We start from the raw sequence: 24,125 nt of genomic DNA, 5'->3' as shown, positions 1-24,125 counted from the left end.
GCCTACGGGACTTCTGCAACGGTACACTAGGCCAGACGACGCCTAGTCGCCGCGGGCCGGGGGGCCATCCAGACCCACCAGGCGCATGAGCGCCAGCGCGTTGGTGGAGGTCGCGATCCCCGGTCGCAGCTTGTAGTCGAAGGTCATGCCAGCCTCCGGGCCCTCTCCGAGCACGGTCTCCTGGAAGTGGACGGAGGTGCCCGCGGCCTCCAGGGCGTCCTCCAGGAGCTCCAGGTCGTGCGTCGTCAGCGCGCCGATCGCGCCCACCTCCAGAAGGTGATCCAGGACCCGGCGGGCTGCGATCCGCCGCTCAGCGGTGTTGGTGCCTTGCAGGATCTCATCGAGCAGGAAGAGCACGCGCTGGCCGGGCTCGGCCTGCGCGGCGGCGTCTACCACCGCCTTGAGACGCTCCAGCTCCGCCATGAAGTAGGACACGCCCCTGGCGAGCGAGTCGCGCACGCGGATGCTGGTACGCACGTCGAGGGGCGGGAGCCGCATCTCGCTCGCGCACACCGGGCCTCCCGCCTGGGCCAGCACCGCGTTGAGTCCGATCGCGCGCAGCAGCGTGCTCTTGCCCGACATGTTGGAGCCTGTCACGTGCAGGAAGGTGCCGGGCGGCCCCACCGCCACGTCGTTCACCACGCGCTCGGAATCGGCGAGCAGGGGATGGCCCAGCGCGCGGGCGCTGAGGACGGGTTCGTCGGAGCGTTGCGGGTACGCCCAACCCGGCTGGTCGTGCGCCAGCGTCGCCAGCGCCGACAGCGCCTCGAACTCCCCCGCGGCCTCCAGCCAGCCGCGCAGGCGCGGTCCCACCGCGTCGCGCCAGCGCTCCATGGCGGCGTGCACGTGGAGGTCCCAGAGGGTCATCAACTGGATGGGCGCGTACAGCATCGCGGAACGGCGCAGGTCGGACAGATGCATCAGCCGACCCAGCCGCCCTATGCGGCGGGCCGGGTCGACGCCGTCCACGCGTAACCCGGTCACCAGGTCTCTCAGGGCCGGCGCGCGCGGCTCGGCCGAGGCGACCGCGTGCAGGAGCTCCGGAAAGCCGCGGAAGAGGCCTTCGCGCGAGAAGGCGCGCACGAACGCCGCGCGCGCTCGGGCGCCCGGGCCGGCGAAGGTGAGCGCCCCGGCCGCGAGCAGCCCCCACGCCCACCAGGCTCGCTCCACCACTCCCGCCAGGTCCAGCCCGGCCAGCAGCCAGGTCGAGGCGGGCACGGCCCACGCCAGGACTAGCACGCCGCGCCCGGGGCCGGCCGCCGGGCCGCCCTCGGCCCACGCCAGCAGCGGCTCCACCTCGGCGGGGTCCACCCGGCCGGCGCGCTGCCCGTACGCCGCGACCGCGTCGCGCAGGTCCCGGGCCTCTGCAAGCTCCGCCACCGCCGCCTGCCGCTTCTCCACGTCGCGCCAGCGCGCCGGCGCCAGCAGCCAGCCCTCCAGGATTCGCCTGCCCGCCGGGGTCCCGACGGGCCCCAGGATCTGGCTCAGTCCGGCCTCGCCGAAGACGTCGAGGTCGTCGGCGTACGCGTGGCGGACGGTGTCGGTGGCCGGGGGGCGCGGCTCGAGAGACTCCCAGCGGCGGGCGAGCCGCGCGGGGCCGAGGGCGTTGAGGTCCGCGAGCGCGCCGGACCACGCCGCCCGCTCCTCCAGCTTGCGGTGCACGACGACCGCCGCGGCGAACCCGACGAGCCCCGCGGCGAGCGCCGCAAAGCCGAGCAGGCTGCGCGTCTCCTCAGCCCACACGCCGCCGGCCAGCGCCAGCCCGAACGTGGCCAGGCGGGCGTACGACGCCCACGCCGCGCGCGCCGCTACGTGGTCCCTTTCGGCGCCGAAGCGTCGGGCCCGTTCGGCGTAGATGGCTCCGGGGTCGCTGTCCATGTCCTCGAAATAGTAGGGGAGGTCGCAGGGTTACGCCTTGACGCCGGGTGTCCTTCACGGTTGCTTCGCCACGCGCGAGCCGCCGGTCGTCGGTCGCGCCGCACCGCAACGAGCGAGTCATGGCCTGGATCAGAATGATTCCGGAGGACGAGGCGGAGGGTGACGTCGCGCGCGCCTACGCCCGCGCCGTCGGCCCAGCCGGTGGCCCCGTCGACAACATCCTGAAGATCCACTCCATTGCGCCGAAAGCGCTGGCGGACCACCTGGCGCTCTACCGCAACCTGATGTTCGGAGAGTCGCCGCTGAGCCGCACGGAGAGGGAGGCGATAGCGGTCGTGGTGTCGGTCATGAACAAGTGCCGCTACTGAATCGAGCACCACGGGGCGGCGCTCCGTAAGGCATCTGGAGCACCCGAGTTGGAGCGCGCGATTCGGCGGGACTGGCGGTCCGCGGAGGTGCCCGACCGGCTACGCGCGATCCTGGAGTACGCGCAGAAGCTGGGCGCGACCCCATGGGAAATGAACGAGGGCGACCTGGCGCCGCTGCGCGTCGTGGGGCTGGACGACCGCGCCATCCACGACGTGGCGAGCGTCGTCGCCTACTTCAGCTACGTCAACCGCATCGCCGACGGCCTGGGCGTGGAGCTGGAGGACGAGTCGCGGTAGCGCGTCAGGGCGAGCGCAGGCGTCGGCGGATCGCGCTCTGGCCCCGGTAGACGCCTAGCCCTACGCCGCCGCCCAACGCCACCGCGGTCACCGCTCCGACCACCGGCAGGATGGCGACGATCGGGGCGGCGGCGAGCGCGGTCACGCCGCCCGCCACCATGGCCGCGGTGCGGCTCTGCGCCTTGTCCACGTACTTGAGGCGATTGCGCGTGAAGTCGCGCGTCTTGATATAGCTCAGGGCGGTGGCCCCGCCCGCGATCAGCAGTTCTAGCATTGCTCCCTCCCAGGGTTTGCCCCGCCGCGGTCGAGACCGTACCGATCGGAGCGGCTACATTTCTTTTACGAGTACACCCCAGAGCAGTTTCACGATACTCCGGCCCCGGTGGTGCACGTGCTCCGGCTGTGCTTGAGCTGCGGACATCCGTTTCCCGAAGGTCGCCTGGAGGCTCTTCCGGCGGGAGAGGGGGCCGCCTACGGACCCGACAACGGCAGGCTCTGGCTGATCTGCGGTCGCTGCGGCGGGTGGAGCCTGGTGCCGCTCGAAAGCCGGTGGGAGGCGCTGGAGGCGCTCGAGGCGGCCGTCAAGGACGAGGGCACGGTGCTGGCCTCGACCGCGAACATAAGCCTGGTGGACGCGGCCGGTCTGAGGCTGGTCCGGGTCGGTTCGGCGCTGCGCGCGGAGCAGGCCTGGTGGCGCTTCGGGCGGCGGCTGCGCGACCGCCGCCGACGCTACCTCAAGCTCGCCCGCTGGAATGCCGCGTTCAGCGCCTTGGCGGCCCCGCACCTGACCGTGCTGAGCTACGTCCTGAACCGGGATCGGGATGTCGCCGATAGGGTTCCCCCGTTCCTGCAACCGGTCGCGCGACGACTGGCCCTCGGCCGCCACGCCTGGCGCGGAGACCAGACGTGTGTTTCCTGCGGACGAGCGTGCGACGTTCTCACCTTTGCCCGGGCCGGCGCGCTTCGGCTCGCGCTCGGGAAGGACGCCACGATCGACCTCCGCTGGGAGTGCGGGCCATGCCGGCTGAGCCGCTGGGGACTCACGAAGCCGATCGCTCGCACCGCCGCATCGAGCCCGGGTGAGGGCGCTGGGGGTCGCCCGTTCGGGCGGGACGCGGCGGAGGCACTCCTACGTAGATATCTGCAACACAGCAACTTCCGTGGCGCGGGCGAGGTCGAGATCGAGCGCGCGGCCACGGACATCGGGTCCGCGGGCACGGCGCGGGCGTGGGTATCGACCCTGGGCGAGCGCGGGATCCGTCTCGACGAGATGGGGCGCGCCGAGCGGTTGACCCTGGAGATGGCTCTGGGCGAATCGGTGGAAGCGCGCTGGCTGGAACTCGAGGCCGCCGAGCTGGAGCGACAGTGGCGGCGGGCCGAGGAGCTCGCCGCGATCATCGACGGAGAGCTGACCCCCTGATCAGAGCTGGAACGAGCGGACGAGGCGCTGTTCCGTTTCGCCCTCGATCGCCACGTGGACCTCCATGTGCGCCTCCAGGCCGCTGCCCCTCAGCTTCTCCCTGAAGAGTTGATCGACCTGGAACACGCCCGCCGAGTTCGAGAGCTTGATCACGAGTCGTATGGGCTTCACCTCGCCGGGCTCGATCAGCACCTCCTCCACCGCCGCCGCCGACACGCTGTGGATGCTCACCGAACCGGCCTCGAAGGGGATGCGGGACCGCCCCTTGGCCATGTCCAGCGCGTCCGCGATGCGCACGACCCCCGCCTCGACGGTGAGCGGCCTGGCGCCGGACCGGTGGGCGATGATCGCGTGCAGGATCTCCGACCGGACGATGGTCGCTTCGGGCACGTCGTACACCGAGGACAGGAGCGTCCGCAGCTTGTCGTGGGCGATGAACAGCGAGAACGATTCGTGGTCCGAGCGGTGGATCGACATGCCCACGTCGTGGAGCATGGCGGCGAGCGCGACCACGACCTCCGCGTCTCGCTGGTCCAACCCGTAGTTGACCGAGATCGACGGCACCACGCCGCGGTCGGCGAGCAGCCGCAGGAGCTTGAGCGCGATGTTCATGACGATCTTCACGTGCACCGGGCCGTGGTCCGTCATGCCCAGGCGCTCCATGGAGTTCACGTTGGCCGCCAGCAGCAGCGCGTAGAGCTCGTCGTCGCGGTTGGCGGCCTCCAGTATCGTCTCCAGCCTGGCGTTGTTGCGGGACGGAACCGAGATCGCCAGCCGGCGCTCGAAGCGCTCCGCCACGGAGCCGCTCGGGGGCGCCAGGAAGTCCTTGTCGTTCAGCATCAGTCGGCCTCTTCGGGGGCCAGGAGTACGCCGCGCTCGTCCCGTATCCAGCCGGCGTCCGCCAGGTCGACGGCAACCTGCGCGGCGTCCGTCACGACGGGCAGATCATCGGAGTCGTCGGCCCGCACGGACTTCGCTGCGCCGGCGGGGCGCTCCGCTCCGGAGGGATCGAACTGCACGATCTGCGTCCACGTACGCGCCACGGCGTCGCCGAAGACGAGCAGCAGGTCGCCGGGCTGGGCGAGCTCCAGCGCGTGCCGCACCGCCGCGGCTTCGTCCGGAACGATCTCCACGGCCTCGTCCGCGACGCCCGCCGCCAGCAGCTCCTCGCGCAGCATCGCGGGAACCTCCTCGGGGCCGCGTCCGCGCAGCGCGTCGTCGCGCCGGCACACGTAGTGATCGAAGCGGCCCGCCGCGATGCGCCCTATCTCGCGGATGTCTTCGTCGCGCCGGTCACCGGGCGCCGCCAGCACGACGAGTCGGCGACCCTCGGTGGGGATGCGACCCACGAGGTCGCACATGGCCTGGACGGCGGCGGGATTGTGCCCGTAGTCCAGGATCACCTTGAAGGGATGGTCGTCGAAGACGTTGGTCCTCCCCGGGGCCTGGAAGAACGACGCATCGAACGTGCGCAGCCCGTGGCGTATGTCCTCGAGCCCCAGGCCCATGCTATAGCCGGCCGCGGCGGCGCACATGGCGTTCTGCACGTTGTGCATGGCGCGCCCCTCCAGCGTGGCCGGGATCAGGTGCGTCCACAGCACGGGCAGGTGCGCGCCGTTCTCGTACAGGGTGATCATGTGGCCGTTGATGCCCTTCTCCAGGACCACCGCTCGGCCGCCGGCGCGGATGTGCTCGCCCACGAGCTGGTGCTCGGGGTTCGCCGTCACGTAGCAGACGTGGCTGGCCTCGGTGTGCGCCGCCATGCGCAGGCAGAGGGGGTCGTCGGCGTTCAACACTGCGGCGTCGGTGGCGACCTCCACCACGATGCGCTTGACCTCGGCGAGCTCTTCCAGCGTCTGGACCCCCCTCAATCCCAGGTGGTCCGAGGCGACGTTCAGGACCACCCCCACGTCGCACTTCCGGTACCCCATCCCGGCGCGCAGCAGGCCGCCGCGCGCAGTCTCCAGCACCGCGACGTCCACCGTGGGGTCGCGCAGAACCATGCGCGCGGAGGTGGGCCCCGTCATGTCGCCAGCGACGGTGCGTACGCCGTCCATGTAGACCCCGTCCGTGGTCGCGAGCCCCACCCTTCTGCCCGCCATCTTGAACAGGTGCGCGAGCATGCGCGTGGTGGTCGTCTTGCCGTTGGTGCCGGTGATGGAGGCGATGGGGATTCGGCGCAGCGAAGCCGGCGGGAAGAGCATGTCCATGACGGGCCCGGCGACGTCGCGGGGCGACCCCTCGGTGGGGGCGGTGTGCATGCGGAAGCCCGGCGCCGCGTTCACTTCACAAATCGCACCACCTATTTCATGGTAACTTTTTGTAACATCGGATGTTAGAAAGTCGACGCCAGCTACATCGAGTCCGACGGCAGCGGCCGCGCGAACGGCCATGTCGCGCACGTCCGGGTGCACGACGTCGGTGACGTCCACCGCCGTGCCCCCGGTGGACAGGTTGCCCGTCGAGCGCAGGTAGACGGTCTCGCCCTCGGCGGGCACCGTGGCGGGGGTGTAACCCATGAGGTCGAGCAGGCGCAGGGCCTGATGGTCGAGCTCGATGCGGGTGAGGACTTTTTCGTGGCCGATGCCTCGCCGGGGATCCTGGTTCACCAGCTCGACGAGCTCCTCGATGGTGCCGCGGCCGTCCCCGACCACGTGCCCGGGCACCCTTTTGGCGGCCGCGATGAGCTCCCCGTCGATGACCAGGAGGCGGTGGTCCAGGCCGTCGATGAAGGTCTCCACCAGCACCGTCCGCGAGTGCTCGCGCGCCTTGGCGAAGGCGACCTCCACGTGCTCGTCGTCGGTGAGGTTCAGGGACACGCCGCGCCCGTGGTTGGCGTTGAGCGGCTTGACCACCACGGGGTAGCCGATGCGCCTGGCGGCGCGCGCCGCGTCGCGGGGACCGTGCACCGGCCGCTGCTGCGGCACCGGCAGGCCCAGGTCCCTCAGGATCTCGTTGGTAAGCTCCTTGTCCGAGGCGATGTCCACCGCGATGTGGCGCGTCTCACTCGTGACGGTCGCCTGGATGCGCCGCTGGTATCGACCGTGGCCGAACTGAACGAGGCTGTACGGGTTCAGGCGCAGCCACGGGATGTCCCTTTCTTCGGCGGCGCGCACGAGGGCGGACGTGCTGGGCCCGAATGCCCTGCGTTGCGCGAAGCGGATGAGGCGCTCCTTCTCTTCCACGAAGTCGAAGTCCGCCGGCACCGAATCGGCTGGTCGGAGATCCCGCGGCAAGAGCGAGTGGAGCAGCTTGATCGCGAGCTCACCCGCCGCCAGCCCGACGCGCCGCTCCTCGTACTCGTAGACGACGTGGTAGACGCCCGGCTCATCGGTCGAGCGGGTCTTGCCGAAGGTGACGCGAAGGCCCGCTTCGTTCTGCAGCTCGATGGCGACGTGCTCCAGCACGTGCCCCAGCCAGGTGCCCTCGTCCTCCGTCATGCGCCGCACGAAGCCGCCCGGCTCGCCGTACGAGCAGCCGTGCGCGCGCAGGCCGGGCAGCGTCTCGAGCAGGCTATCGACGAACGACCCGGGCAGCTTGACGGTGGGCCAGTCCTCCAACTCGCCGAGCTCCAGCGTGTGGCGGATGACCGGGAAATGCGCGAACAGGCTCGGGCCCACGTAGACGTTGGTGTCGCGGATCCTCATCGGGGGGCGTTCGCTCCCTCCGTCGACCTACGCATGGCGAACGGCCTTGGCGTGGTCGGCCGCGTGGGACGAGCCCGGCGCATACGCCTCGCGGGCGCGCACGTCGTAGGCGGCGCCTGCGGTGAGGACGTGCAGGCGGAGCCCGATCAGGCAGACAGGCTGCCGCTTCTTGGCCGAGTCCATCGATGAGTGCGCCAGCTCAGAGGGGTCCAGGACGGCGAGCCCGCCGCCGCCCACGACCTCGAGCCTGTCGCCGGCGTCGATGAAAGCCGCCGTGTTTTCGTCCAGGCCGAGGCCGATCGCGAACGGGTTGTACGCTAGAGCCGTGAGAAGGCGCCCCAGGCGGTCGCGTTGCCGGAAGTGCTGGTCGATGATGACCGCGTTGGTGAGCCCCAGGCCGGGGGCGAGCGTGACCATGTCCGCGCGCGGAATCGCGCCGCTGCGGCCGAACGCGATCATGTGCTCGCACAGGAAGGCGGCCCCGGCCGAAGTGCCGGCGATGTGGACGCCGGCCGCGTTGGCGCTGCGCAACGTGGCTGCGAGGGCGGTGCCGCCGATCGTGGTCGAGAGCCGAAGCTGATTGCCGCCGGTCAGGAACACGCCCGTCGCGTCGCGGAGCGCCAGGCCTTCGGCTTCAGCCTGCTCGCGCGAATCGATCCGGTGCGACCATACATCGCCCGCTCCGAGCTCGCCCAGGAGCTCCGCGTAGCGGGGCCCCGTTTCGGCCAGCTCCGACGCCGTCGGCAGGACGGCGATGCGCGCGTCGGCCCCTCCGCAGAGGTCGACGAAGCGCTTCAGAATGGCCGCGTCGCGCAGCTTTTCCTCGGCGCCGCCGATCGGCACGATATGGCCGCGCCGGGGGTTGTCGTGGTCCCGGGGTGGGTTCATCCTTCGCCTCGCGGCTCCGCCCATGGAACCGCGCCATTCGAGTGTGGGTTATACCCGCGCCGCCACGCGCGCCGTCGAAGTCGTTCTCTACGGTGGTGGGGCGGAATCCGAAGCGAGAAACGTCTCAGCGGCGACCGGCCTTGGCAACCGCCGCCGGCGACGCATGCGGACGCACGGCGTGGTGCGGCCGCGTTCCAAAAACATACCGGAGGGGATGACATGGCGGAGCGTCCTACCAGGGTGGGCTCTGGCAGCGCGTTCTGGGCTCTTGGCCTGGGCCTGTTCGCGGCCTGCTCCGATGGCACCGCGCCGCCGCCTCCGGCGGGCGAGCCCGACGTTCGCTTCACCACGGCCGAGATCAGCATCGGGTCCGAGCGCTCCGGGCAGTTCACGCTACGCAACGATGGCGACGCCGCGGCGGGGCCGGTGGAGCTGCGAGCCAGCCAGATCCGGGACGGGGCGCAGCAGCCGGCGCTCGGGGCCAGCGTGATCCTGCAGGACGCAGAGATCGCCACCCTCAACGCCGGGGCGAGCCGGACGGTGGCGTTCAGCGTCGACTTTCCGGAGGGCGCGTCGCCCGGTTCCTACGAGGCGGACGTGACCGCCCACCTGGCCGGCGAGCAGGTGGCCTCCCTCAGGCTGAATCTCCTCGTCGCCGCGGTGCCCGGGGGGGGCGTCGCGGTGGTCATAGGTAACGCTCCGGCGCTGCTCGTGCAGGGCGACGTGGCGGCGCTCTCGGCGGTCGTTACCGATTCCGCGGGCGACGCCGTGTCCGACCCGTCGCTGGCGTGGCGGGTGGAGCCCTTGGGCGCGGGCCTCGCCGACGCGAGCGGGCAGGTCGTCGGGTACGAGCCCGGCACGGTCCGCGTGATCGCCAGCGTGGACGCGGTCGAGGACACGGTCGAGATCGCGGTGGAGCCGCGCGGCCTGAGCGGGTCCTTCACCCAGGTGGGGCTCGGCCCCGTGCCGGAGCGGTTTTCGTCCGACCTGTGGGTGTTCGGCGCGAACGCCTACTCGGGCACCTGGGGGTTCCGGACCGTGGACGGCACGACCTCGGGCGGCAACCAACTCCTCGCCTGGAACATTTCCTCCCCCGCGGCGCCGGCGCGGACGGACTCCATCACCATCGACGCGCGCGTGGTCAACGACGTCAAGGTCAGCGCTGACGGCGCGCTCGCGGTCGCCACCCACGAGTCATCCTCGGACGGCGAGAACGGCGTTACGCTGCTCGACCTCGCCGATCCCGATCACCCCACGATCATCGCCCGCTTCAAGCCCTCCGACCTGCTGCCGGGCGTGCACAACGTCTGGATCGACGGCAACCAGCTCTACGTGGTGGTGGACGGGGGGGCTCCCACCAGCGGGCTGCGCATCGTCGACGTCTCCGACCCGGGCAACCCGGCCATCGTCTCGCAGTTCTACGCGGGCTCGAGCTTCCTGCACGACGTGATAGTGCGCGACGGCTTCGCGTTCCTGTCCCACTGGAACGCCGGGCTGGTGATCCTGGACGTGGGCAACGGCCTGTCCGGCGGATCGCCGTCGGCGCCGGTGGAGGTGTCCCGGATCACGCTCGACGGGCAGACCCACAACGCGTGGTACTGGCCGGCCGCGGGCTACCTGTTCGTGGGCGAGGAGGACACCGCAACGCCCGGCATCGTGCACGTGCTGGACGTGAGCAACCTGAGCGCGCCGCGCAGGGTGGCGACGCTGCGCGTCCCCGGCGATACGCCGCACAACTTCTGGCTCGACGAGGCCGCGGGGGTGCTGTACGTGGCGTGGTACAGCAACGGCCTGCGAGCGGTCGACGTGAGCGGGGAGCTGCTGGGCGCGCTGGAGCGGCAGGGGCGCGAGATCGCCTTCCTGGACTACGGCACGGACGGCGGCTGCCCGGGGAGCACGGACGCCACGTGCACGTGGGCGCCGCAGGTACACGGCGGCGAGGTCTGGGTCTCGGACATGAACCAGGGCCTGTTCTCCTTCAGCACCGATTTCTGACCTCTTCGCGTACCGGTCCATGAAGGAGTCGTGGGGCGTCTGGCCGCTGGCGCTCGTGATCGCCGCCTGTTCGGGGCCGCGGGGGTCGCTGTACGTCACCTCCGGGGCCAGCGACGCGGTGGTGGTGCTGGACGCGAGCGACGGCTCGCGGCTCGCGGAGCTCTCCCTGGACCGCCGCGTGGGCGAGCTGGACGAGCCGCACGGCGTGGCGGTCGCCCCGGACGGGCGCCACGTCTACGCGACGCTCGCGCACGGAGATCCCACGCTGTGGAAGTTCGAGCGCGCCGGGGACCGGCTGGTCGGACGGCTCTCGCTCGAGTCCAGCGGCGCGGCGCGGATCGCGGTCAGCGCCGATTCCCGCACCGGGTACGTGGCCGACTACGAACGCGGGTCCCGCGGCGCGCCGGGCGAGGTGATCGCGGTGGGCCTGCACGAACTCACCATAGACGCCAGGGCGAGACCGTGCGCGGCGCCGCACGACGCGCGGCCCTCGCCTTCGGGCCGGGTCGTCGCGGTGGCCTGCTCCCATTCCGACGAGGTGGTGTTCCTGGAGGCGGGCTCGCTGAGCGAATCGGCGCGGGCCTTCGTGGGGCCGGAGCCCGGGTCCGCGGGCGCCCCCCGGTATCGACCGCTGAACCTGGCCTGGGTGGGCGATGACCTGGTCGCGGTCACGCTCGCCGCCAGCGGCGAGGTGCTTCTGCTGGGCGTGGACGGAGAGCAGCGCGGGCGCGCGCAGGTGGGCGCGGGGCCGGCGCAGATCGCCTTCGAGGCGGGCTCCGGCCGGCTGGTCACGGCCAACCGCGGCGACGGCTCGGCCTCGATCCTCCAGCTCGAACCGCTCGCGGAAATACGCCGCGTCGAGCTCGGCGTCGTGCGGCCTCACGGAGTCGACGTCGATGCCGCGTCGGGCACCGCGTTCGTGACCTACGAGGGTGAGGTGGACTCCGCGGGGGGCGCGCTCGCCGTGGATCTCGCGAGCGGCCGCGTGCTGTGGAGCGTGGCCGCGGGGTACTACACGCTCGGCGTGGCCTACGCGCCGCCGCGCTGAACCCTGGCGCCGCGACCGACCCCGGGGCGCGGCCCGCGCCGGCGCATCACTCGACCAGCACCACTCCCCGCATGAAGGGGTGCACCGTGCAGTGGTAAGGGAAGGCTCCGGCGTCCCCGAAGACGCGCACGAACGAGCCGCCCGACGCCCCCGCCAGCGGCTGGTCCATGAGCCCGGAGTCCCACAGTCCGTCGTCCGCGGTCGTGGTGTGTTCCTCGATCGGCGCCGCGTCGCAGTTGACCCACGCCACCCTGGTCCCCGCCGCGACCCGCATGGTGTCCGGCACGAACTGGAAGTCGCGAATGGGCACCAGCGCGCCGCCCAGCTCGACCGGCACCACGCAGTCGGCCATCGGCCCCACGTCCGTGGGATCGGCGCGCTCGGACACGCACGCAGCGAGAGCCAGGGCCGCCACCGCCATGGCGCGGCCGCGCGCGCGTGCTCGCCCGGGTCGGCGCATTGGCGCGCTCATGGACCTTCCTCCTGACGGACGATTACGACCGCCTGCATGAACGGGTGCGGAACGCAGTGGTAGGCGTACTCGCCCGGTTCGGTGAAGACGAACTCCCACTGCTGACCGCGCTGAACCAGGCCGGAGTCCCAGGGCTGGTCGTCGAACGTGACCGTGTGCGCGACGGGGTCATCGTTCACCCACCTGACCAGCGTGCCGGGGCGCACCTCCAGCCGCTCGGTCTGGAAGCGCACGCCGCCGATGCGGACCTCCACCGTGTCGGTGGCGGCCAGCGCGCCCGCGGGCGGCGGGGGAGCGGCGGCCGCGCGCGTCCCGAAGTAGCGTCGCAACGTGAGCGGGATCGTGAACTCGAAGCCGTAGCGCGTCTCGCCCGTGCCCAGGCTGGCCCCCTGCAGCGTGGCCGTGTTGGCGTTGGTAGCCTGCAGGGAGACGGTGTGCGGGGTGTAGGGCAGAGGCAGCTGGAGGCCCGCGCCCCAGGCCACTTCGTCGGCGTCCACGGGGTTGTCCAGGGTGTGCATCACGTCGCCGGCCAGCGCGATGGGTCCCAGCGCCAGCACCGCGCCTCCGCCCACCGCCACCGCGCCCTCGTCGCTGCCGAACGCGTCCTGGAAAGCGCGCGCGGCGCCTATCACGCGCAGCGGTCCCACGGCGCGCGCCATCTCCACGGCGCCGTCAACGCTGGAGGCGGAACTGTTCCAGGCGAGCTGCAGCGCGGCCTGCATGGGGTCGCCATCGGCCGTCCGCAACGGCGCCCAGCGAGCGAACGGCTCCCATTCGTTCGGCAGTTCGGGGTCGAGCGTAGAGTTGGTCGCGTAGCGCGTGCCGAGGATCAGACCGCGAACCGGAGCGTAGGCCGCGAGAAACGTCGGCGAGCTGCGCACCTTTTCGGCGGGCCCGTCGAGCACCGTGAATCGGTGCAGGAAGTTGAAGTGCGCGACCTCCGCGGGACCCGTCCAGCCGCCGGTCAGGTTCGGCGTGCGCTCGAGCACCGACTGCGCTCGAGCGGGCACGGGTAGAGCGGCGAGTATCGTGGCCACGCAGACGGCGATGCCTGGACCGCTAGAACGCCGGCGAAACATCGATTGCCTCCAGGACGGGGTCACCGGAACCACTTGCCAATACCGTCGGGCCCGGTGTGGTTTCGGAGCCGATCGGCGGGCCGCCGACCGGGCAGGCCGTGGAGGTTGTCCAGCGCCTACGGCGTCAGGACGCGACGGCGTCCGCGCTGGCCACGCGCTCGACGAACCAGGCCAGGTTTCGCTCGCCCAGAACCCCCCGTACGGCGCTTTCGACGTCGTCTTGCAGATCTTCGAGCACCGGGATGATCGTAGCGCCGACCGGACAGTCGTCGCTGGGCGATCGCGGGTGGAGCGGGAACACCGGGCCCGATTCGACGGCGTGGAAGATCTCGTCCAGCGTGATCGATTCGGGGTCGCGGGCCAGCACGTAGCCGCCTCCGCTCCCCTCCTTGCCACGCACGATGCCCTGGCGGCTGAGGGGCGACAGGACCCGGCGCACGCGCGCGGGGTGCGTGTTCGCGCTCTGGGCGATGGCGTCGCTGGTCGTGCCGCTCGGTCCCTCGCGGACGAGGATCGCGAGCGCGTGCGCGGCCAACGCGAAACAGCTGGAGATAGCCATCCTTGACGATCTCGCAGAGCCCCGGGCGTGTCAAGCGTCTGGCTGCGGGTCGCAGCCCCGACTATCGTTGAACGCTCCACCCCGCCCACCGTGAGCCGCGCCCAATGGGAGTATTTCGAAGATTCGGCTTTCTCGCCGGCGCGGCCGCCGCCGCCGCCGGCTACCGCCGTTTCGCGCACCCGCCCATCCGACGCCACCCGCGGCTGCGCGTGGCGCCCCTGCTCGTGGGACACCGGGGAGCGGCCGGGCTGGCCCCCGAGAACACCATCGAGGGATGCCGCGAGGCGGTGGAGCGGTGGGGCGCCGAGGTGGTGGAGGTGGATGTCCACGCCACCGCCGACGGAGCCTGCGTGCTCCTGCACGACCCCACCGTAGACCGCACGACAGACGGCAGCGGCGCGATCGGCGAGCTGCCGCTCGCGCGGGTGCGGGAGTTGGACGCGGGCTTCAACTTTTCCGGGCCCGACGACGGCTTCCCGTTTCGCGGCAAGGGCGTGCGCGTGCCCACCTTCGGCGAGCTGCTCGCCGCGCTCCCCGCCACCGTCGTACTGGTCGACGTCAAGACGGCGGCGGCAGCGGCTCCGCTGGCGGACGCGGTCCGCGCCGCGGACGCGAGCGACCGCGTGATCGTGGCGGGGGAGAGCGCGAGCGATCGCGCGACGCTGCACGACTACCCGGGGCCGACAGGGATCACGCGCGAGGACACGGTTCGCTTCTTCGCCGCGCACCACTTCGGCGTGCGGCGCTTCTGGCGACCGACCGCCGACGTGGCGTGCCTGCCCGAGCGGCATCGCGGGCTGAGGGTCCTTACGCCCGGGGTCATCGGCGGGCTGCACGAACGCGGTCTCGCGGTGTACGTGTGGACCGTGAACGACGCCGCCGACATGCGCCGACTCCTGGACTGGGGGGCGGACGGAATCATCACCGACCGGCCCGACGTGCTGTACGGCGTGCTGGCCGATGTGGTCGGGCGCCCGCCGCCGCCGGGTGCGCGCTGATCCGTGGCGGCTTCCGGTCTGGTCGACCGCTTCCGCGCGCACGTCTCACGGGCCGGCGGGCCCTCGCCCGGGCGGGCAGTGGCGGTGGCGGTGTCGGGCGGGCGCGACTCGGTGGCCCTCCTTCACCTGCTCCGGTTCGCGGCCCGAGACCTCGTCGCCGACCTGCACGCGATCCACGTGGATCACCGCATGCGACCCGAGAGCACGCGCGACGCTGCCTGGGTGGCGGGCCTGTGCCGCGCGTGGAGCGTTCCCCTCGAAGTGCGATCGCTGGAGGTGGCGCCTGGCAACGAGGAAGAGGCGCGCCTGGCGCGGTACCGGCACCTCTACGCGGTGGCCGAGGAACTCGGGGGAGCGCTGGTTGCGACGGGTCATCACCGGGACGACCAGGCCGAGACCGTGTTGTTCAGGGCGGTGCGCGGTTCGGGGCCCGCCGGGCTGGGTGGGATTCGATCCCGGACGAAGCGCGTGTGGCGGCCCCTGCTGCCGTTCACGCGCGCGGAGATCACGGCGTACGCGCGCGCAGGCAGACTGACCTGGCGCGAGGATCGCACCAACCTGGATCCCGATCGCGTTCGCAACGTGCTGCGCCTCGAGGTGCTGCCCGCGATCGAACGGGCCGTGCCCGGCGCCTCCGAGTCGCTGGCCCGGCTCGGGCGACTCGCGGCCGCCGATGAGCGCGCGTGGAGTAGCGTCCTGGGCAAGCTGGAACGCGACGCGGTCGTGCACGAGGGAGCGGGCTTTTTCCTGCTTGCTCGCCCCATCGTGTGTTCCTATGATCGCGCCGTGCGGCGGCGGCTCGTCCGGCGGCTCGCCGGGCGACTGGGCGCCCGCGTGAGGCGGACGGCCTCCGCGCTGGCCGACGCGTTTCTGGTGGAGGCGGTGAGCGGCAAGGGGGTTGACCTGGGCGGGGGCGTTCGGCTGGAGAGGGAGTTCGACCACTTCCGCCTCAGCGTACGACCGGCGCCGCGCGCGCCGGGCCCCACCGAGGCGTCCATTGTCAGCGAGAAGCCCGGCGCCGCGTCGCTGGAGTTGGGCGGCGCTCAGATTCGCGTCGCCTGGGAGGGCGGCGAGTCGGTCGCCGGCGCTGACGCGAGCGCCGCGAGGTTCGCCGAAGGGGGAGCCGGCCAGACGCGCGGACGCTTCGCCGCCCCCAGGCTCGCGTTTCCGCTCACGCTGCGGCCCACGCGCCCGGGCGATCGCGTGCGCATGCCGTACGGCCACAAGCGCGTGGCCAAGCTGCTCGCCGAGCGCCGTATCCCGCGTTCGCAACGCGCCGCAGTCGCCGTTCTGGTGGATCGCGACGGCGAGCCGCTGTGGGTGCCGGGCGTCGTGCAGGCTGAAGGTACCGCGCCCCGCGAGGGAGAACCTGTCCTGAACGTCCGGGTATGGGATGAACGAGACGACTGAGCACGCTGCCATGACCGGCGGAGCCGGGATCCGCCGGATCGTGTACTCCGAGGAGGAGATCCGCGAACGCGTCGCCGCCATGGGTCGCGCCATCGCCGAGCACTATCCGGAGGGCGAGGAGTTGCTGGTACTGGGCTTGCTCAAAGGATCGTTCGTCTTCCTGGCGGATCTGGTGCGCCAGATTCGGCGTCCGCTGATGGTCGATTTCCTGGTCGCGGCGAGCTACGGCTCGGGTACGGTGAGCAGTGGCAACGTCAGACTCGTATACGATCCGGAGGCCGACTTCGAGGGGAAGCACGTCCTCGTGGTCGAGGACATCGTCGACAGCGGCAATACGCTGGAGCGCATCATGCCGCTGCTGGAGGCGCGCAACCCGCTGTCGCTGGAGTTGTGCGCGCTGCTTCACAAGCGCCTGGTGTCGCTGAGCAAGGAGGCGCGCTGGGTAGGATTCGAGCCGCCGCCCGAGTTCCTGATCGGGTACGGTCTCGACCACAGCGAAAATTACCGCAACCTGCCCTTCATCGCGGCGTTGTAGGCGCCGCCGGGACGGTTGGCGGATGGAGACCAGATGAGCGAACGCGAAGGTTCCGGACCGAAGGGCCCCAGGTTTGGGCGCCTGTCCCGGACATTGTCGTTCTGGCTGCTCGTACTGCTGGTACCGGCGTTCTTGATCAACGTCGTCGGCCCGCGAGAGGAAGAGGCGGCCGAGCTGACTTATACGCAGTTCTCCGCACAGCTCGAGCGAGACAACATCCGGGAGGTGACCTTCATCGAGGGCCGCCGCCTGGAGGGCGAGCTGCGGGGCACGACCCAGATCGAGGGCGACGCCGTCGGCAAGTTCTTCGCCCGGCTCCCCATCGAAAACGATGAAGAGCTGCTGAAGGAGTTGGAGGCGCGCGGGGTGGGGATCTCCGCGGCAGAGGCGCCCGAGAACTGGTGGGCCTGGGCGATCAATCTGCTGCCCTGGATCTTCATCATCGCGCTGTGGATCTTCCTCGTCAGGCAGATGCAGGCCGGCGGTTCGAAGGCGTTTCAATTCGGCAAGTCGAAGGCGCGCCTCCTGACGGGCGACACGCCCAAGGTGACCTTCCAGGATGTGGCCGGAGCCGACGAGGCCAAGGAGGAGCTCGAGGAGATCATCGAGTTCCTGAAGGACCCCAAGAAATTCAGCCGACTGGGTGGCCGCCTGCCCAAGGGAGCTCTCCTGGTGGGGCCCCCCGGCACCGGCAAGACGCTGCTGGCTCGGGCCATCGCCGGGGAGGCCGGACGCCCGTTCTTCTCCATGTCGGGATCCGACTTCGTCGAGATGTTCGTCGGCGTCGGCGCCTCGCGGGTGCGCGACCTCTTCGAGCAGGGCAAGGCGCACGCGCCGTGCATCATCTTCATCGACGAGATCGACGCGGTGGGGAGGCACCGGGGCGCGGGGCTGGGAGGGGGTCACGACGAGCGCGAGCAGACGCTGAACCAGCTTCTCGTCGAGATGGACGGCTTCGAGTCCAACGAGGGCGTCATCCTCGTCGCCGCCACCAACCGCCCCGACGTGCTCGATCCGGCGCTGCTGCGGCCGGGGCGGTTCGATCGCCAGATCGTCGTGGACCTGCCGGACGTGAAGGGAAGGGAGGGGATTCTGCGGGTGCACCTCCGCAAGATCCCGCTGGCCGAGGACGTGGTGGTGGAAACGCTGGCCCGCGGAACGCCCGGCATGAGCGGCGCCGATCTGGAGAACCTCGTCAACGAGGCCGCCCTGCTGGCGGCCCGGCGCGATCGCGATCGGGTGATCATGGAGGACCTGGAAGAGGCCAAGGACAAGATCATGCTGGGCGCCGAGCGCAAGAGCATGGTGCTGTCCGATGCCGAGCGGAAGCTGACCGCGTACCACGAGGCCGGACACGCGGTGGTCGCGCTGCGCATCCCCGGTCTGGATCCGCTCCACAAGGTCACGATCGTGCCGCGCGGCAGGGCGCTGGGCATCACCGCTTCGCTGCCCGAGGAGGATCGGCACACGTACCCGAAGGACTACATGGTCGCGCAGCTCGCCATGCTCTACGGCGGTCGGGCGGCCGAGGAGATGACCTTCGGCCCGGACAAGATCACGACCGGCGCGGGCAACGACATCGAGCGCGCCACGCGCCTCGCGCGCCGCATGGTCACCCAGTACGGCATGAGCGAGAAGGTCGGCCCCATGGCCGTGGGCGAGTCCGAGCAGGAGGTGTTCCTGGGGCGCGAGCTGGGACACCGCACGACCGTCTCGGCGTCCACCGCCAAGCTCGTGGACGGCGAGGTCAAGCGGCTGCTGGACGAGGCGTACACGGAGGCGGCGAAGACGGTGCGGGAGCACGAGGATCTGCTGGAGAAGCTGGCGCAGGCCCTCCTGGAGCGGGAGACGCTGGACGCGGAGGAAATCAAGCTCCTGGAAGAGGGCAAGGAGTTGCCACTGCTGGCGCCGCCGCCGCCGCCGCAAGCGGCGCCGCCCGAGGCGAGCGCCGCCGCTCGGCCAGCGCCCGAAACCCGCCCCGGAACGGCCGATGGAGACATCGTGCCGGCGCCGGCGCTGCGCGCGCGGCTGCGGTCCCCCTGACCCGCGCGTGGCCGAACCGCAGGCCTTGACGCGACCGGCCGGGGCGGGGACCGGTGGGCAGACGCCCGCCGGTCCCCGTCGCGCATCGGTCTGGAGAACCGCGGTGGGCGGCATCGCGCTGGATCGCCCGGTGCTGATGGGCGTCCTGAACACAACCCCCGACTCGTTCTGGCATCAGAGCCGGTCCGAGGGGCCCGAGGGTGCGTTGCGCCAGGCCGAAGCCATGCTCGAGGGCGGCGCGGCGATCCTGGACGTGGGCGGCGAATCCACGCGCCCCGGGGCGGAGCCGGTGTCGCCCGGCGAGGAGCGCCGGCGGGTGGTTCCGGTCGTGGAGGCGTTGGTGAGGCGCTTCCCGGGCGTGCACGTGTCGGTGGACACGGTGAAGGGCGAGACGGCTCGGGCGGCGCTCGAGGCGGGGGCCGCGGCGGTGAACGATGTCTCCGGCCTGCGCCTGGACCCGACAGTGGCGGACGCCGTCCGGGACGCGGGCGCCGGGCTGATCCTCATGCACTCGCGCGGGGCGGTGGCGGACATGGCCACCTACGAGCTGGCCGCCTACGGGCCCGACGTCGTCGGCGAGGTCATTGAAGAGCTCGCGGTTTCCCTGGCGGAAGCCCGCGGGCGCGGGGTGCCCGCGGACGCCATCGCGCTGGACCCCGGGCTGGGCTTCTCCAAGACCACCGCGCACAGCGTCGCCGTACTGCGGGAGCTGGAGCGGTTCGCGGCGCTCGGACACGCGGTCGTGGTGGGCCCCAGCCGCAAGCGCTTCGTGGGCGAGCTGGCCGGAGGTTTGCCGCCGGAGCTGCGTTTGCCCGGGACCATAGCCGCCTGCGTGGTGGCGTATCAGCGTGGCGCCCGCATCTTGCGGGTGCACGACGTGGCGGAGGCCCGGCGGGCGCTGGACGTCGCCGCGGCGCTGGTCGATAGGACCGACCTGTGAGCGAGGGGGACGGGAGCCGTGCCTGAGTTACTGGAGCGCTACGAATTTCTGGTGCCGGGATTCTGGGATCTGGCCCAGATCGTGTTCGTGGCGCTGGTGTTCTACTACGTGCTGCGCCTTCTGGCGCGCACGCGGGCGCTCCAGATGCTGTCCGGCCTGCTCGTACTGGCGGGCGTATACTTCTTCTCGCGGGTCCTGGACCTGAGCCTGATCCGCTACATCATGGAGAAGGTCTTCGAGTACGGTGCGTTCGCCGCGCTGATCGTCTTCCAGCCCGAGTTGCGCAGCACGCTGGCGCGGCTGGGACAGAACCGCATGCTGCGCATCTTCAACCGCATGGAGGTGACGCAGGTCGTCGAGGAAGTGGTAGAGGCGGCCAGCAGGCTGAGCCGCTCGCACGTGGGCGCCATCATCGCCATCCAGCGGGACATGGGGCTGGAGGAGTACGCGGATTCAGGGACCAGGGTCCAGGCCCGGGTGAAGGCGGAGCTGTTGGAGAGCATCTTTGCGCCCTCCGCCCCCCTCCACGACGGCGCCGTGCTGATCGCGGGGGACACGGTCATGGCCGCGGGAGTGGTGCTTCCGCTGACGCAGTACCCGGTCAGCGACCGCACCCTGGGGACGCGCCACCGGGCCGCCATCGGCCTCTCCGAAGAGACCGACGCCATCGTCGTGGTGGTCAGCGAGGAGACGTCCCAGGTGTCTCTCGCGCGCCGCGGCATCCTGGAACGCAACGTGTCGTCCGAGCGACTGCGCAACGAGTTGGTGGGGATCACGCTGGTCCACGCCGGGTAGATCCGACCGGGCGATGGGACGCCATAAGGCGCGTTGACCGCCCTATGGGCGGCGCCTACATTGCCCGATCCTCTGCGCTCCTAGCGCGCACAGACCCGAAGCCGGGGGACGTTCCGTGCAGGACAACGAGTACAACCTGCTGACCCTGTTCGCCGACGGCGGGTTCATGATGTACCCGCTTCTGTTGTGCTCTCTGATCGCCCTCGGCGTGATCATCGCCAAGGGCTACACGCTGTGGACCGCGCATGCCCGCTCCCGCGAGTTGCTGGAACGAGTCGAGACGCTGGGCACCCAGGGCCAGTTCCACGAGGCCGTGAAGGTCGCCGAGGAAACGCCGGGTCCCGTGGCCGCGATCCTCGTCTCGGGCCTGCGCCGCCTGTTGGGCGTGGGCGCGGACACGCACGAAATCGAGAACGCGATCAGGACCACGGGCCGGATCGAGCTGGGCTTCCTGGAGCGCGGGCTGACGTTGCTCGCGACGCTGGCCAACATCGCGCCGCTGCTCGGCTTCCTGGGCACGGTCATAGGCATGATCGGAGCCTTCGGCGCCATCGAATTGGCCGGCCAGGTGGAGGCGTCTCTGGTCGCCGGTGGCATCAAGATCGCGCTCATCACCACCGCCGCCGGCCTCGTCATCGCGATCCCGATCAACGTCTCCTACAACTGGTTCGTGAGCCGCATCGACAAGCTCATTCTGGACATGGAGGAGGGCACGGGCGCAGTGCTCAAGATCATCTGGGGCGAGTACGGCGCCGTGCCCGCGCCGGCGGGCGGCGCGTCCTTCGCGGCCGCCCCGGCGGCGCCGCCTCCGCCCTCGGTGGGGCCGGCGACGGGCGGCGAGGGAACTTCCGACACGCGGGACTTTTAAGAACACGGTGAGGCGCGGCGGGGCAGCGGCCCCCCTGGAGACCGAGATATGGCAATCCTGAAGAAGAAGAAGCGGCCGGGCGGCGACATTCCGACATCGTCGATGGCCGACATCGCCTTCCTCTTGCTCGTGTTCTTCCTCGTGACGACGGTCTTCGAGGAGGAGAAGGGGCTGCGCATAGTGCTGCCCGAAAAGAGCGAAGAGGTGGAGGTTTCCCAGAAGAACGTGCTCCACCTGACGGTGCAGCCGGACGGGATCGTCCAGGTCAAGCGTGGCGAGAGCCCGCAGGTCCAGCCGGTTCGTTCCGGTCAGATTTCCGCGATCTGGCGCCAGGAGTTCTCCCGCAACGAGAATCTGATCGCCGCCGTGAAGACGCATCCGGAGGCATCGTACCGCTACATGATCGACGTGCTGGACCAGCTACAGGCGGCCGGCGCGGAGCGTATCTCCCTCCAGATACTGGATCAGTAACGCCATGATGCAAGGTGGGTTGGAACGAAAGTCCAAGGCCTCGAGCGAGATTCCCTCGTCCTCCCTGGCGGACATGGCCTTCCTGCTGCTGATCTTCTTCATGGTCAGCACGGTCTTCCGGAAGGAGCAGGCCAGGGACGTCGAGTTTCCGGAGGCGGAGGCCACGCAGAAGCTGGATGAGTCGCGCAAGGACATCCTGCACATCTGGGTGGAGCAAAGCGGCGACGTCTGGATCAACGACCAGCTGCTCCCCATGGAGGGCGTGGCCCCCGTGGTCAACGGGCTCTACATCGAGTCCGATCAGCGGCTCGTGCCGGTGCTGCGCGCGGATCGCGACGTACCGTATCGGATCATGAACGCACTGCAGGAGCAGTTGCAGAACGCAGGCACGGTTCGCGTGACGTTCTACACGAACCTCGAGCAACGCATGGCGCGCGCGCGGAGGTAGAGCAATGACGGAGGGCATTACCGCCAGCCGGCGGACGGCAAACGATCGCTTCAAGGAAGGCTTCCCCCCCTTGTTCTGGGGCTCGCTGGCGGCCGCGGTGATCATCCATTTCGCGATGTTCATGTTCTGGCCGGCGGCCGAGGCCGCCAACGTGGCCTTCGACAGCCTGGAGCTCGAGGCGATCGATCTGCCGCCCGAGATCGAGATCCCGCCGCCGCCCGAGCAGATCGCGCGCCCGGCCACGCCGGTGATCTCCGACGTGTCGATCGACGAGGACATCACGATCGCGCCGACGACGTTCGAGATGAACCCGATCGAGAACCTGCCGCCCCCGCCCAGCCCGGGTGAGGGCGACATCTCGGACGCGCCGGTGTACACGCCGTTCGAGGTGGCGCCAGAACTGAAGAACCGGGGTGACGTGACGCGCGCCCTGAAGAGGTACTATCCGCCCATGCTCAAAGACGCCGGCATCGGCGGGACCACCAATGTCTGGTTCTTCATCGACGAAGGCGGCAGGGTGCAGCGCACTCAGGTAAACAAGTCGAGCGGCCAGAAGCAGTTGGACGAGGCGGCGCTCCGGGTAGCCGACCTCATGCAGTTCAGCCCGGCGCTGAACCGAGATCAGAAGGTCAGCGTGTGGGTGTCGATTCCGATTACGTTCACCGTGAACTGACGGCGACGCGGACGACCTGGCACGCGCGCAGGCGCGAACGGGGGACCGGCGGCGCCGGTCCCCCGTCTCGTTGCCTGAACGGTAACGCTGCACGGAGGGCTCGGCGGCGCTAGAATAGAGCAGATCGCACCGGGGGGATGTGTGGGGGAGGGACGTGGACATCGAAGGGTACCGAGAGCGACTGCGGATCGCCTTGCCGGAGGTCCGAGAGCGCATCGGACGGGCCCGCGAGCGTGGTGGTCGGGGCCAGGACGTGGCGCTCGTGGCGGTGACCAAGGGTCACCCGCTGGACGCTGCCCTGGCGGTCGCCGCCGAGGGAGTCCGCTCGTGCGGCGAGAACCGCGTGCAGGAGCTCGCCGACAAGGTCGCCCGGTTGGAGTCGATGGGTGCGCCGGGTCCCGCCGAATGGCACCTCATTGGTCACCTGCAGCGCAACAAGGTGCGCCGGGCGGTGCCCCTATTCTCGCTGATCCACTCGATAGACTCGCGCCGGCTGGCGGAGGAGCTGTCCCGCGAAGCGGGCCGCAGCGGGCGTGCCGTGCAGGGATTGGTGCAGGTCAACGTGTCCGGGGAGCAAGCCAAGGGCGGCATCCCTTCGGACCACGTAGAGGAGATAGGCCGGATCAGCGAGTTGCCCGGACTGCGCATCACCGGCCTAATGACGATGGCGCCTCTGATCGAGGATGAGAGGCCGGTGCGCGAGACGTTTCGGCGCGCCAGAGAGATCTTCGACGAGTGCGCGGGGGGGGTGGGGGCGTTCGAACCGCGCCACCTGTCGATGGGGATGTCGCTGGATTACGAAGTGGCCGTGGAGGAGGGGAGCACCATGGTGCGATTGGGGACGGTACTGCTGGGGGAGCGTGGACTATGATCGACCTGACACCGCTCGAGGTACGACAGAAGAAGGCGGACTTTCCGAAGGGGCTGAGGGGTTACGAGCCCGGCCACGTCGACGATTTTCTCGACCTGGTGGCCGATCGGCTCGAGGCCCTCGTCAAGGACAATCGGCGACTGGGCGAGGAAATAGCCGAGCTCCGGTCCAGCGCCGGCGAGTACAAGGACCGCGAGAAGGCGCTCACCGAGGCACTCGTGAGCGCGCAGCAGATGCGAGAGGAAGTCCGGGAGCAGGCTACCAAGGAAGCCTCTCTGATGCGGCGCGAGGCGGAGCACGAGGCGGAGCGGGTGCGCGATGAAGCCATGCGCGCCATCGAGAAGGAGGAGGAGACGCTGCGGCGGCTGCGCGCGCGCCAGCGTCAACTGGTGGAGGGATACCGCACGATGCTGGAGCGCGAG

The 24,125-nt window shown here is 70.6% G+C and carries 24 protein-coding genes; 16 read left to right on the top strand and 8 right to left on the bottom strand.

All coding sequences use genetic code 11. From position 1 onward, the window contains the following. Nucleotides 1–42: 42 nt before the first annotated feature. Nucleotides 43–1,878: a DNA mismatch repair protein MutS gene (locus ABFS34_10175; protein MEN8375802.1), complete on the bottom strand. Its 1,836-nt coding sequence runs from the start codon at nucleotides 1,876–1,878 to the stop codon at nucleotides 43–45. 119 nt (nucleotides 1,879–1,997) lie between these two features. Between ABFS34_10175 and ABFS34_10170 the strand changes: the two genes are divergently transcribed. Continuing rightward, nucleotides 1,998–2,543 (top strand): peroxidase-related enzyme, encoded by a 546-nt coding sequence (locus tag ABFS34_10170; GenBank protein MEN8375801.1) that lies wholly within the window; start codon nucleotides 1,998–2,000, stop codon nucleotides 2,541–2,543. Between the two features lie 4 nt (nucleotides 2,544–2,547). Here ABFS34_10170 and ABFS34_10165 read toward each other — a convergent pair whose 3' ends face one another. Beyond that, nucleotides 2,548–2,817, bottom strand: a complete 270-nt coding sequence (locus tag ABFS34_10165) for a hypothetical protein (protein MEN8375800.1) — start codon at nucleotides 2,815–2,817, stop codon at nucleotides 2,548–2,550. A 108-nt stretch (nucleotides 2,818–2,925) separates the two neighbouring features. On the opposite strand from ABFS34_10165, the gene ABFS34_10160 reads away from it, so the two are divergent. Then, nucleotides 2,926–3,963 (top strand): hypothetical protein, encoded by a 1,038-nt coding sequence (locus ABFS34_10160; protein MEN8375799.1) that lies wholly within the window; start codon nucleotides 2,926–2,928, stop codon nucleotides 3,961–3,963. Here ABFS34_10160 and ABFS34_10155 read toward each other — a convergent pair whose 3' ends face one another. Genes ABFS34_10155 through ABFS34_10145 form a run of 3 tightly spaced genes read right to left on the bottom strand, consistent with a single transcriptional unit; the run spans nucleotide 3,964 to nucleotide 8,498 of the window. Then, a complete protein-coding gene (locus ABFS34_10155; protein ID MEN8375798.1) occupies nucleotides 3,964–4,803 on the bottom strand; it encodes an HD domain-containing protein in 840 nt (279 codons plus the stop codon). Further along, nucleotides 4,803–7,610 carry a cyanophycin synthetase gene (gene cphA / locus ABFS34_10150; GenBank protein ID MEN8375797.1) on the bottom strand — a complete coding sequence of 936 codons (2,808 nt, stop codon included), beginning with the start codon at nucleotides 7,608–7,610 and terminating at the stop codon, nucleotides 4,803–4,805. Before cphA ends, ABFS34_10155 begins: the two co-directional genes overlap by 1 nt. Nucleotides 7,611–7,637: 27 nt before the next feature. Beyond that, on the bottom strand, nucleotides 7,638–8,498 hold the full coding sequence (locus ABFS34_10145) for a cyanophycinase (protein ID MEN8375796.1): 861 nt from the start codon (nucleotides 8,496–8,498) through the stop codon (nucleotides 7,638–7,640). A gap of 219 nt (nucleotides 8,499–8,717) precedes the next feature. Between ABFS34_10145 and ABFS34_10140 the strand changes: the two genes are divergently transcribed. Beyond that, complete coding sequence (locus tag ABFS34_10140; GenBank protein MEN8375795.1) at nucleotides 8,718–10,493, top strand: hypothetical protein; 1,776 nt, start codon at nucleotides 8,718–8,720, stop codon at nucleotides 10,491–10,493. A gap of 19 nt (nucleotides 10,494–10,512) precedes the next feature. Continuing rightward, a complete protein-coding gene (locus ABFS34_10135) occupies nucleotides 10,513–11,541 on the top strand; it encodes a hypothetical protein (GenBank protein ID MEN8375794.1) in 1,029 nt (342 codons plus the stop codon). Between the two features lie 46 nt (nucleotides 11,542–11,587). On the opposite strand, the gene ABFS34_10130 is transcribed toward ABFS34_10135, so the two are convergent. The 3 genes from ABFS34_10130 to ABFS34_10120 form a co-directional block, all read right to left on the bottom strand. Next, nucleotides 11,588–12,013, bottom strand: a complete 426-nt coding sequence (locus ABFS34_10130) for a plastocyanin/azurin family copper-binding protein (protein MEN8375793.1) — start codon at nucleotides 12,011–12,013, stop codon at nucleotides 11,588–11,590. Continuing rightward, a complete protein-coding gene (locus ABFS34_10125; GenBank protein ID MEN8375792.1) occupies nucleotides 12,010–13,050 on the bottom strand; it encodes a cupredoxin family copper-binding protein in 1,041 nt (346 codons plus the stop codon). The genes ABFS34_10130 and ABFS34_10125 overlap by 4 nt, the downstream gene beginning before the upstream one ends. 166 nt (nucleotides 13,051–13,216) lie before the next feature. Then, the gene (locus tag ABFS34_10120; protein MEN8375791.1) at nucleotides 13,217–13,651 is read right to left on the bottom strand and encodes an Rrf2 family transcriptional regulator; all 435 of its coding nucleotides are present in this window, start codon (nucleotides 13,649–13,651) and stop codon (nucleotides 13,217–13,219) included. Nucleotides 13,652–13,755: 104 nt separating this feature from the next. Here ABFS34_10120 and ABFS34_10115 point away from each other — a divergent pair, with 104 nt between their 5' ends. The 12 genes from ABFS34_10115 to ABFS34_10060 form a co-directional block, all read left to right on the top strand. Further along, entirely contained in the window at nucleotides 13,756–14,649 is an 894-nt protein-coding gene (locus ABFS34_10115; protein MEN8375790.1) for a glycerophosphodiester phosphodiesterase, read from the top strand. 3 nt (nucleotides 14,650–14,652) lie between these two features. Continuing rightward, nucleotides 14,653–16,059 (top strand): tRNA lysidine(34) synthetase TilS, encoded by a 1,407-nt coding sequence (gene tilS / locus ABFS34_10110; protein ID MEN8375789.1) that lies wholly within the window; start codon nucleotides 14,653–14,655, stop codon nucleotides 16,057–16,059. Beyond that, on the top strand, nucleotides 16,043–16,594 hold the full coding sequence (hpt, locus tag ABFS34_10105) for a hypoxanthine phosphoribosyltransferase (protein MEN8375788.1): 552 nt from the start codon (nucleotides 16,043–16,045) through the stop codon (nucleotides 16,592–16,594). Before tilS ends, hpt begins: the two co-directional genes overlap by 17 nt. Before the next feature lie 33 nt (nucleotides 16,595–16,627). Next, nucleotides 16,628–18,637, top strand: a complete 2,010-nt coding sequence (ftsH, locus tag ABFS34_10100) for an ATP-dependent zinc metalloprotease FtsH (GenBank protein MEN8375787.1) — start codon at nucleotides 16,628–16,630, stop codon at nucleotides 18,635–18,637. Nucleotides 18,638–18,740: 103 nt separating this feature from the next. Continuing rightward, entirely contained in the window at nucleotides 18,741–19,577 is an 837-nt protein-coding gene (gene folP / locus ABFS34_10095) for a dihydropteroate synthase (GenBank protein MEN8375786.1), read from the top strand. An 18-nt stretch (nucleotides 19,578–19,595) separates the two neighbouring features. Beyond that, nucleotides 19,596–20,372: a diadenylate cyclase CdaA gene (gene cdaA, locus ABFS34_10090; protein ID MEN8375785.1), complete on the top strand. Its 777-nt coding sequence runs from the start codon at nucleotides 19,596–19,598 to the stop codon at nucleotides 20,370–20,372. 115 nt (nucleotides 20,373–20,487) lie between these two features. Next, on the top strand, nucleotides 20,488–21,240 hold the full coding sequence (locus ABFS34_10085) for a MotA/TolQ/ExbB proton channel family protein (GenBank protein ID MEN8375784.1): 753 nt from the start codon (nucleotides 20,488–20,490) through the stop codon (nucleotides 21,238–21,240). Nucleotides 21,241–21,288: 48 nt separating this feature from the next. Further along, nucleotides 21,289–21,711 (top strand): biopolymer transporter ExbD, encoded by a 423-nt coding sequence (locus ABFS34_10080; protein MEN8375783.1) that lies wholly within the window; start codon nucleotides 21,289–21,291, stop codon nucleotides 21,709–21,711. Between the two features lie 19 nt (nucleotides 21,712–21,730). Further along, a complete protein-coding gene (locus ABFS34_10075; GenBank protein MEN8375782.1) occupies nucleotides 21,731–22,159 on the top strand; it encodes a biopolymer transporter ExbD in 429 nt (142 codons plus the stop codon). A 4-nt stretch (nucleotides 22,160–22,163) separates the two neighbouring features. Beyond that, nucleotides 22,164–22,832, top strand: coding sequence for an energy transducer TonB (locus ABFS34_10070; GenBank protein ID MEN8375781.1), 669 nt, complete (start codon nucleotides 22,164–22,166; stop codon nucleotides 22,830–22,832). Between the two features lie 154 nt (nucleotides 22,833–22,986). Then, complete coding sequence (locus tag ABFS34_10065) at nucleotides 22,987–23,703, top strand: YggS family pyridoxal phosphate-dependent enzyme (protein MEN8375780.1); 717 nt, start codon at nucleotides 22,987–22,989, stop codon at nucleotides 23,701–23,703. Further along, on the top strand, nucleotides 23,700–24,125 hold a 426-nt coding region (locus ABFS34_10060; protein MEN8375779.1), incomplete at its 3' end, for a DivIVA domain-containing protein. The genes ABFS34_10065 and ABFS34_10060, both read left to right, overlap by 4 nt.

The organism is Gemmatimonadota bacterium (assembly GCA_039715185.1).
In the GTDB taxonomy this organism is placed as follows: Bacteria; Gemmatimonadota; Gemmatimonadetes; order Longimicrobiales; family RSA9; genus DATHRK01.
The sequence above is the reverse complement of the archived record's forward strand: the minus strand, read 5'-3'. Positions and strand labels throughout refer to the sequence as shown.

Bases quoted from the DNA above. Each gene is read 5' to 3' on its own strand.
- ABFS34_10175 (MEN8375802.1), bottom strand. From the start codon at position 1,878: ATGGACAGCGACCCCGGAGCCATCTACGCCGAACGGGCCCGACGCTTC.
- ABFS34_10165 (MEN8375800.1), bottom strand. From the start codon at position 2,817: ATGCTAGAACTGCTGATCGCGGGCGGGGCCACCGCCCTGAGCTATATC.
- ABFS34_10155 (MEN8375798.1), bottom strand. From the start codon at position 4,803: ATGCTGAACGACAAGGACTTCCTGGCGCCCCCGAGCGGCTCCGTGGCG.
- cphA (MEN8375797.1), bottom strand. From the start codon at position 7,610: ATGAGGATCCGCGACACCAACGTCTACGTGGGCCCGAGCCTGTTCGCG.
- ABFS34_10145 (MEN8375796.1), bottom strand. From the start codon at position 8,498: ATGAACCCACCCCGGGACCACGACAACCCCCGGCGCGGCCATATCGTG.
- ABFS34_10140 (MEN8375795.1), top strand. From the start codon at position 8,718: ATGGCGGAGCGTCCTACCAGGGTGGGCTCTGGCAGCGCGTTCTGGGCT.
- ABFS34_10135 (MEN8375794.1), top strand. From the start codon at position 10,513: ATGAAGGAGTCGTGGGGCGTCTGGCCGCTGGCGCTCGTGATCGCCGCC.
- ABFS34_10130 (MEN8375793.1), bottom strand. From the start codon at position 12,013: ATGAGCGCGCCAATGCGCCGACCCGGGCGAGCACGCGCGCGCGGCCGC.
- ABFS34_10120 (MEN8375791.1), bottom strand. From the start codon at position 13,651: ATGGCTATCTCCAGCTGTTTCGCGTTGGCCGCGCACGCGCTCGCGATC.
- ABFS34_10115 (MEN8375790.1), top strand. From the start codon at position 13,756: ATGGGAGTATTTCGAAGATTCGGCTTTCTCGCCGGCGCGGCCGCCGCC.
- hpt (MEN8375788.1), top strand. From the start codon at position 16,043: ATGAACGAGACGACTGAGCACGCTGCCATGACCGGCGGAGCCGGGATC.
- ftsH (MEN8375787.1), top strand. From the start codon at position 16,628: ATGAGCGAACGCGAAGGTTCCGGACCGAAGGGCCCCAGGTTTGGGCGC.
- ABFS34_10080 (MEN8375783.1), top strand. From the start codon at position 21,289: ATGGCAATCCTGAAGAAGAAGAAGCGGCCGGGCGGCGACATTCCGACA.
- ABFS34_10070 (MEN8375781.1), top strand. From the start codon at position 22,164: ATGACGGAGGGCATTACCGCCAGCCGGCGGACGGCAAACGATCGCTTC.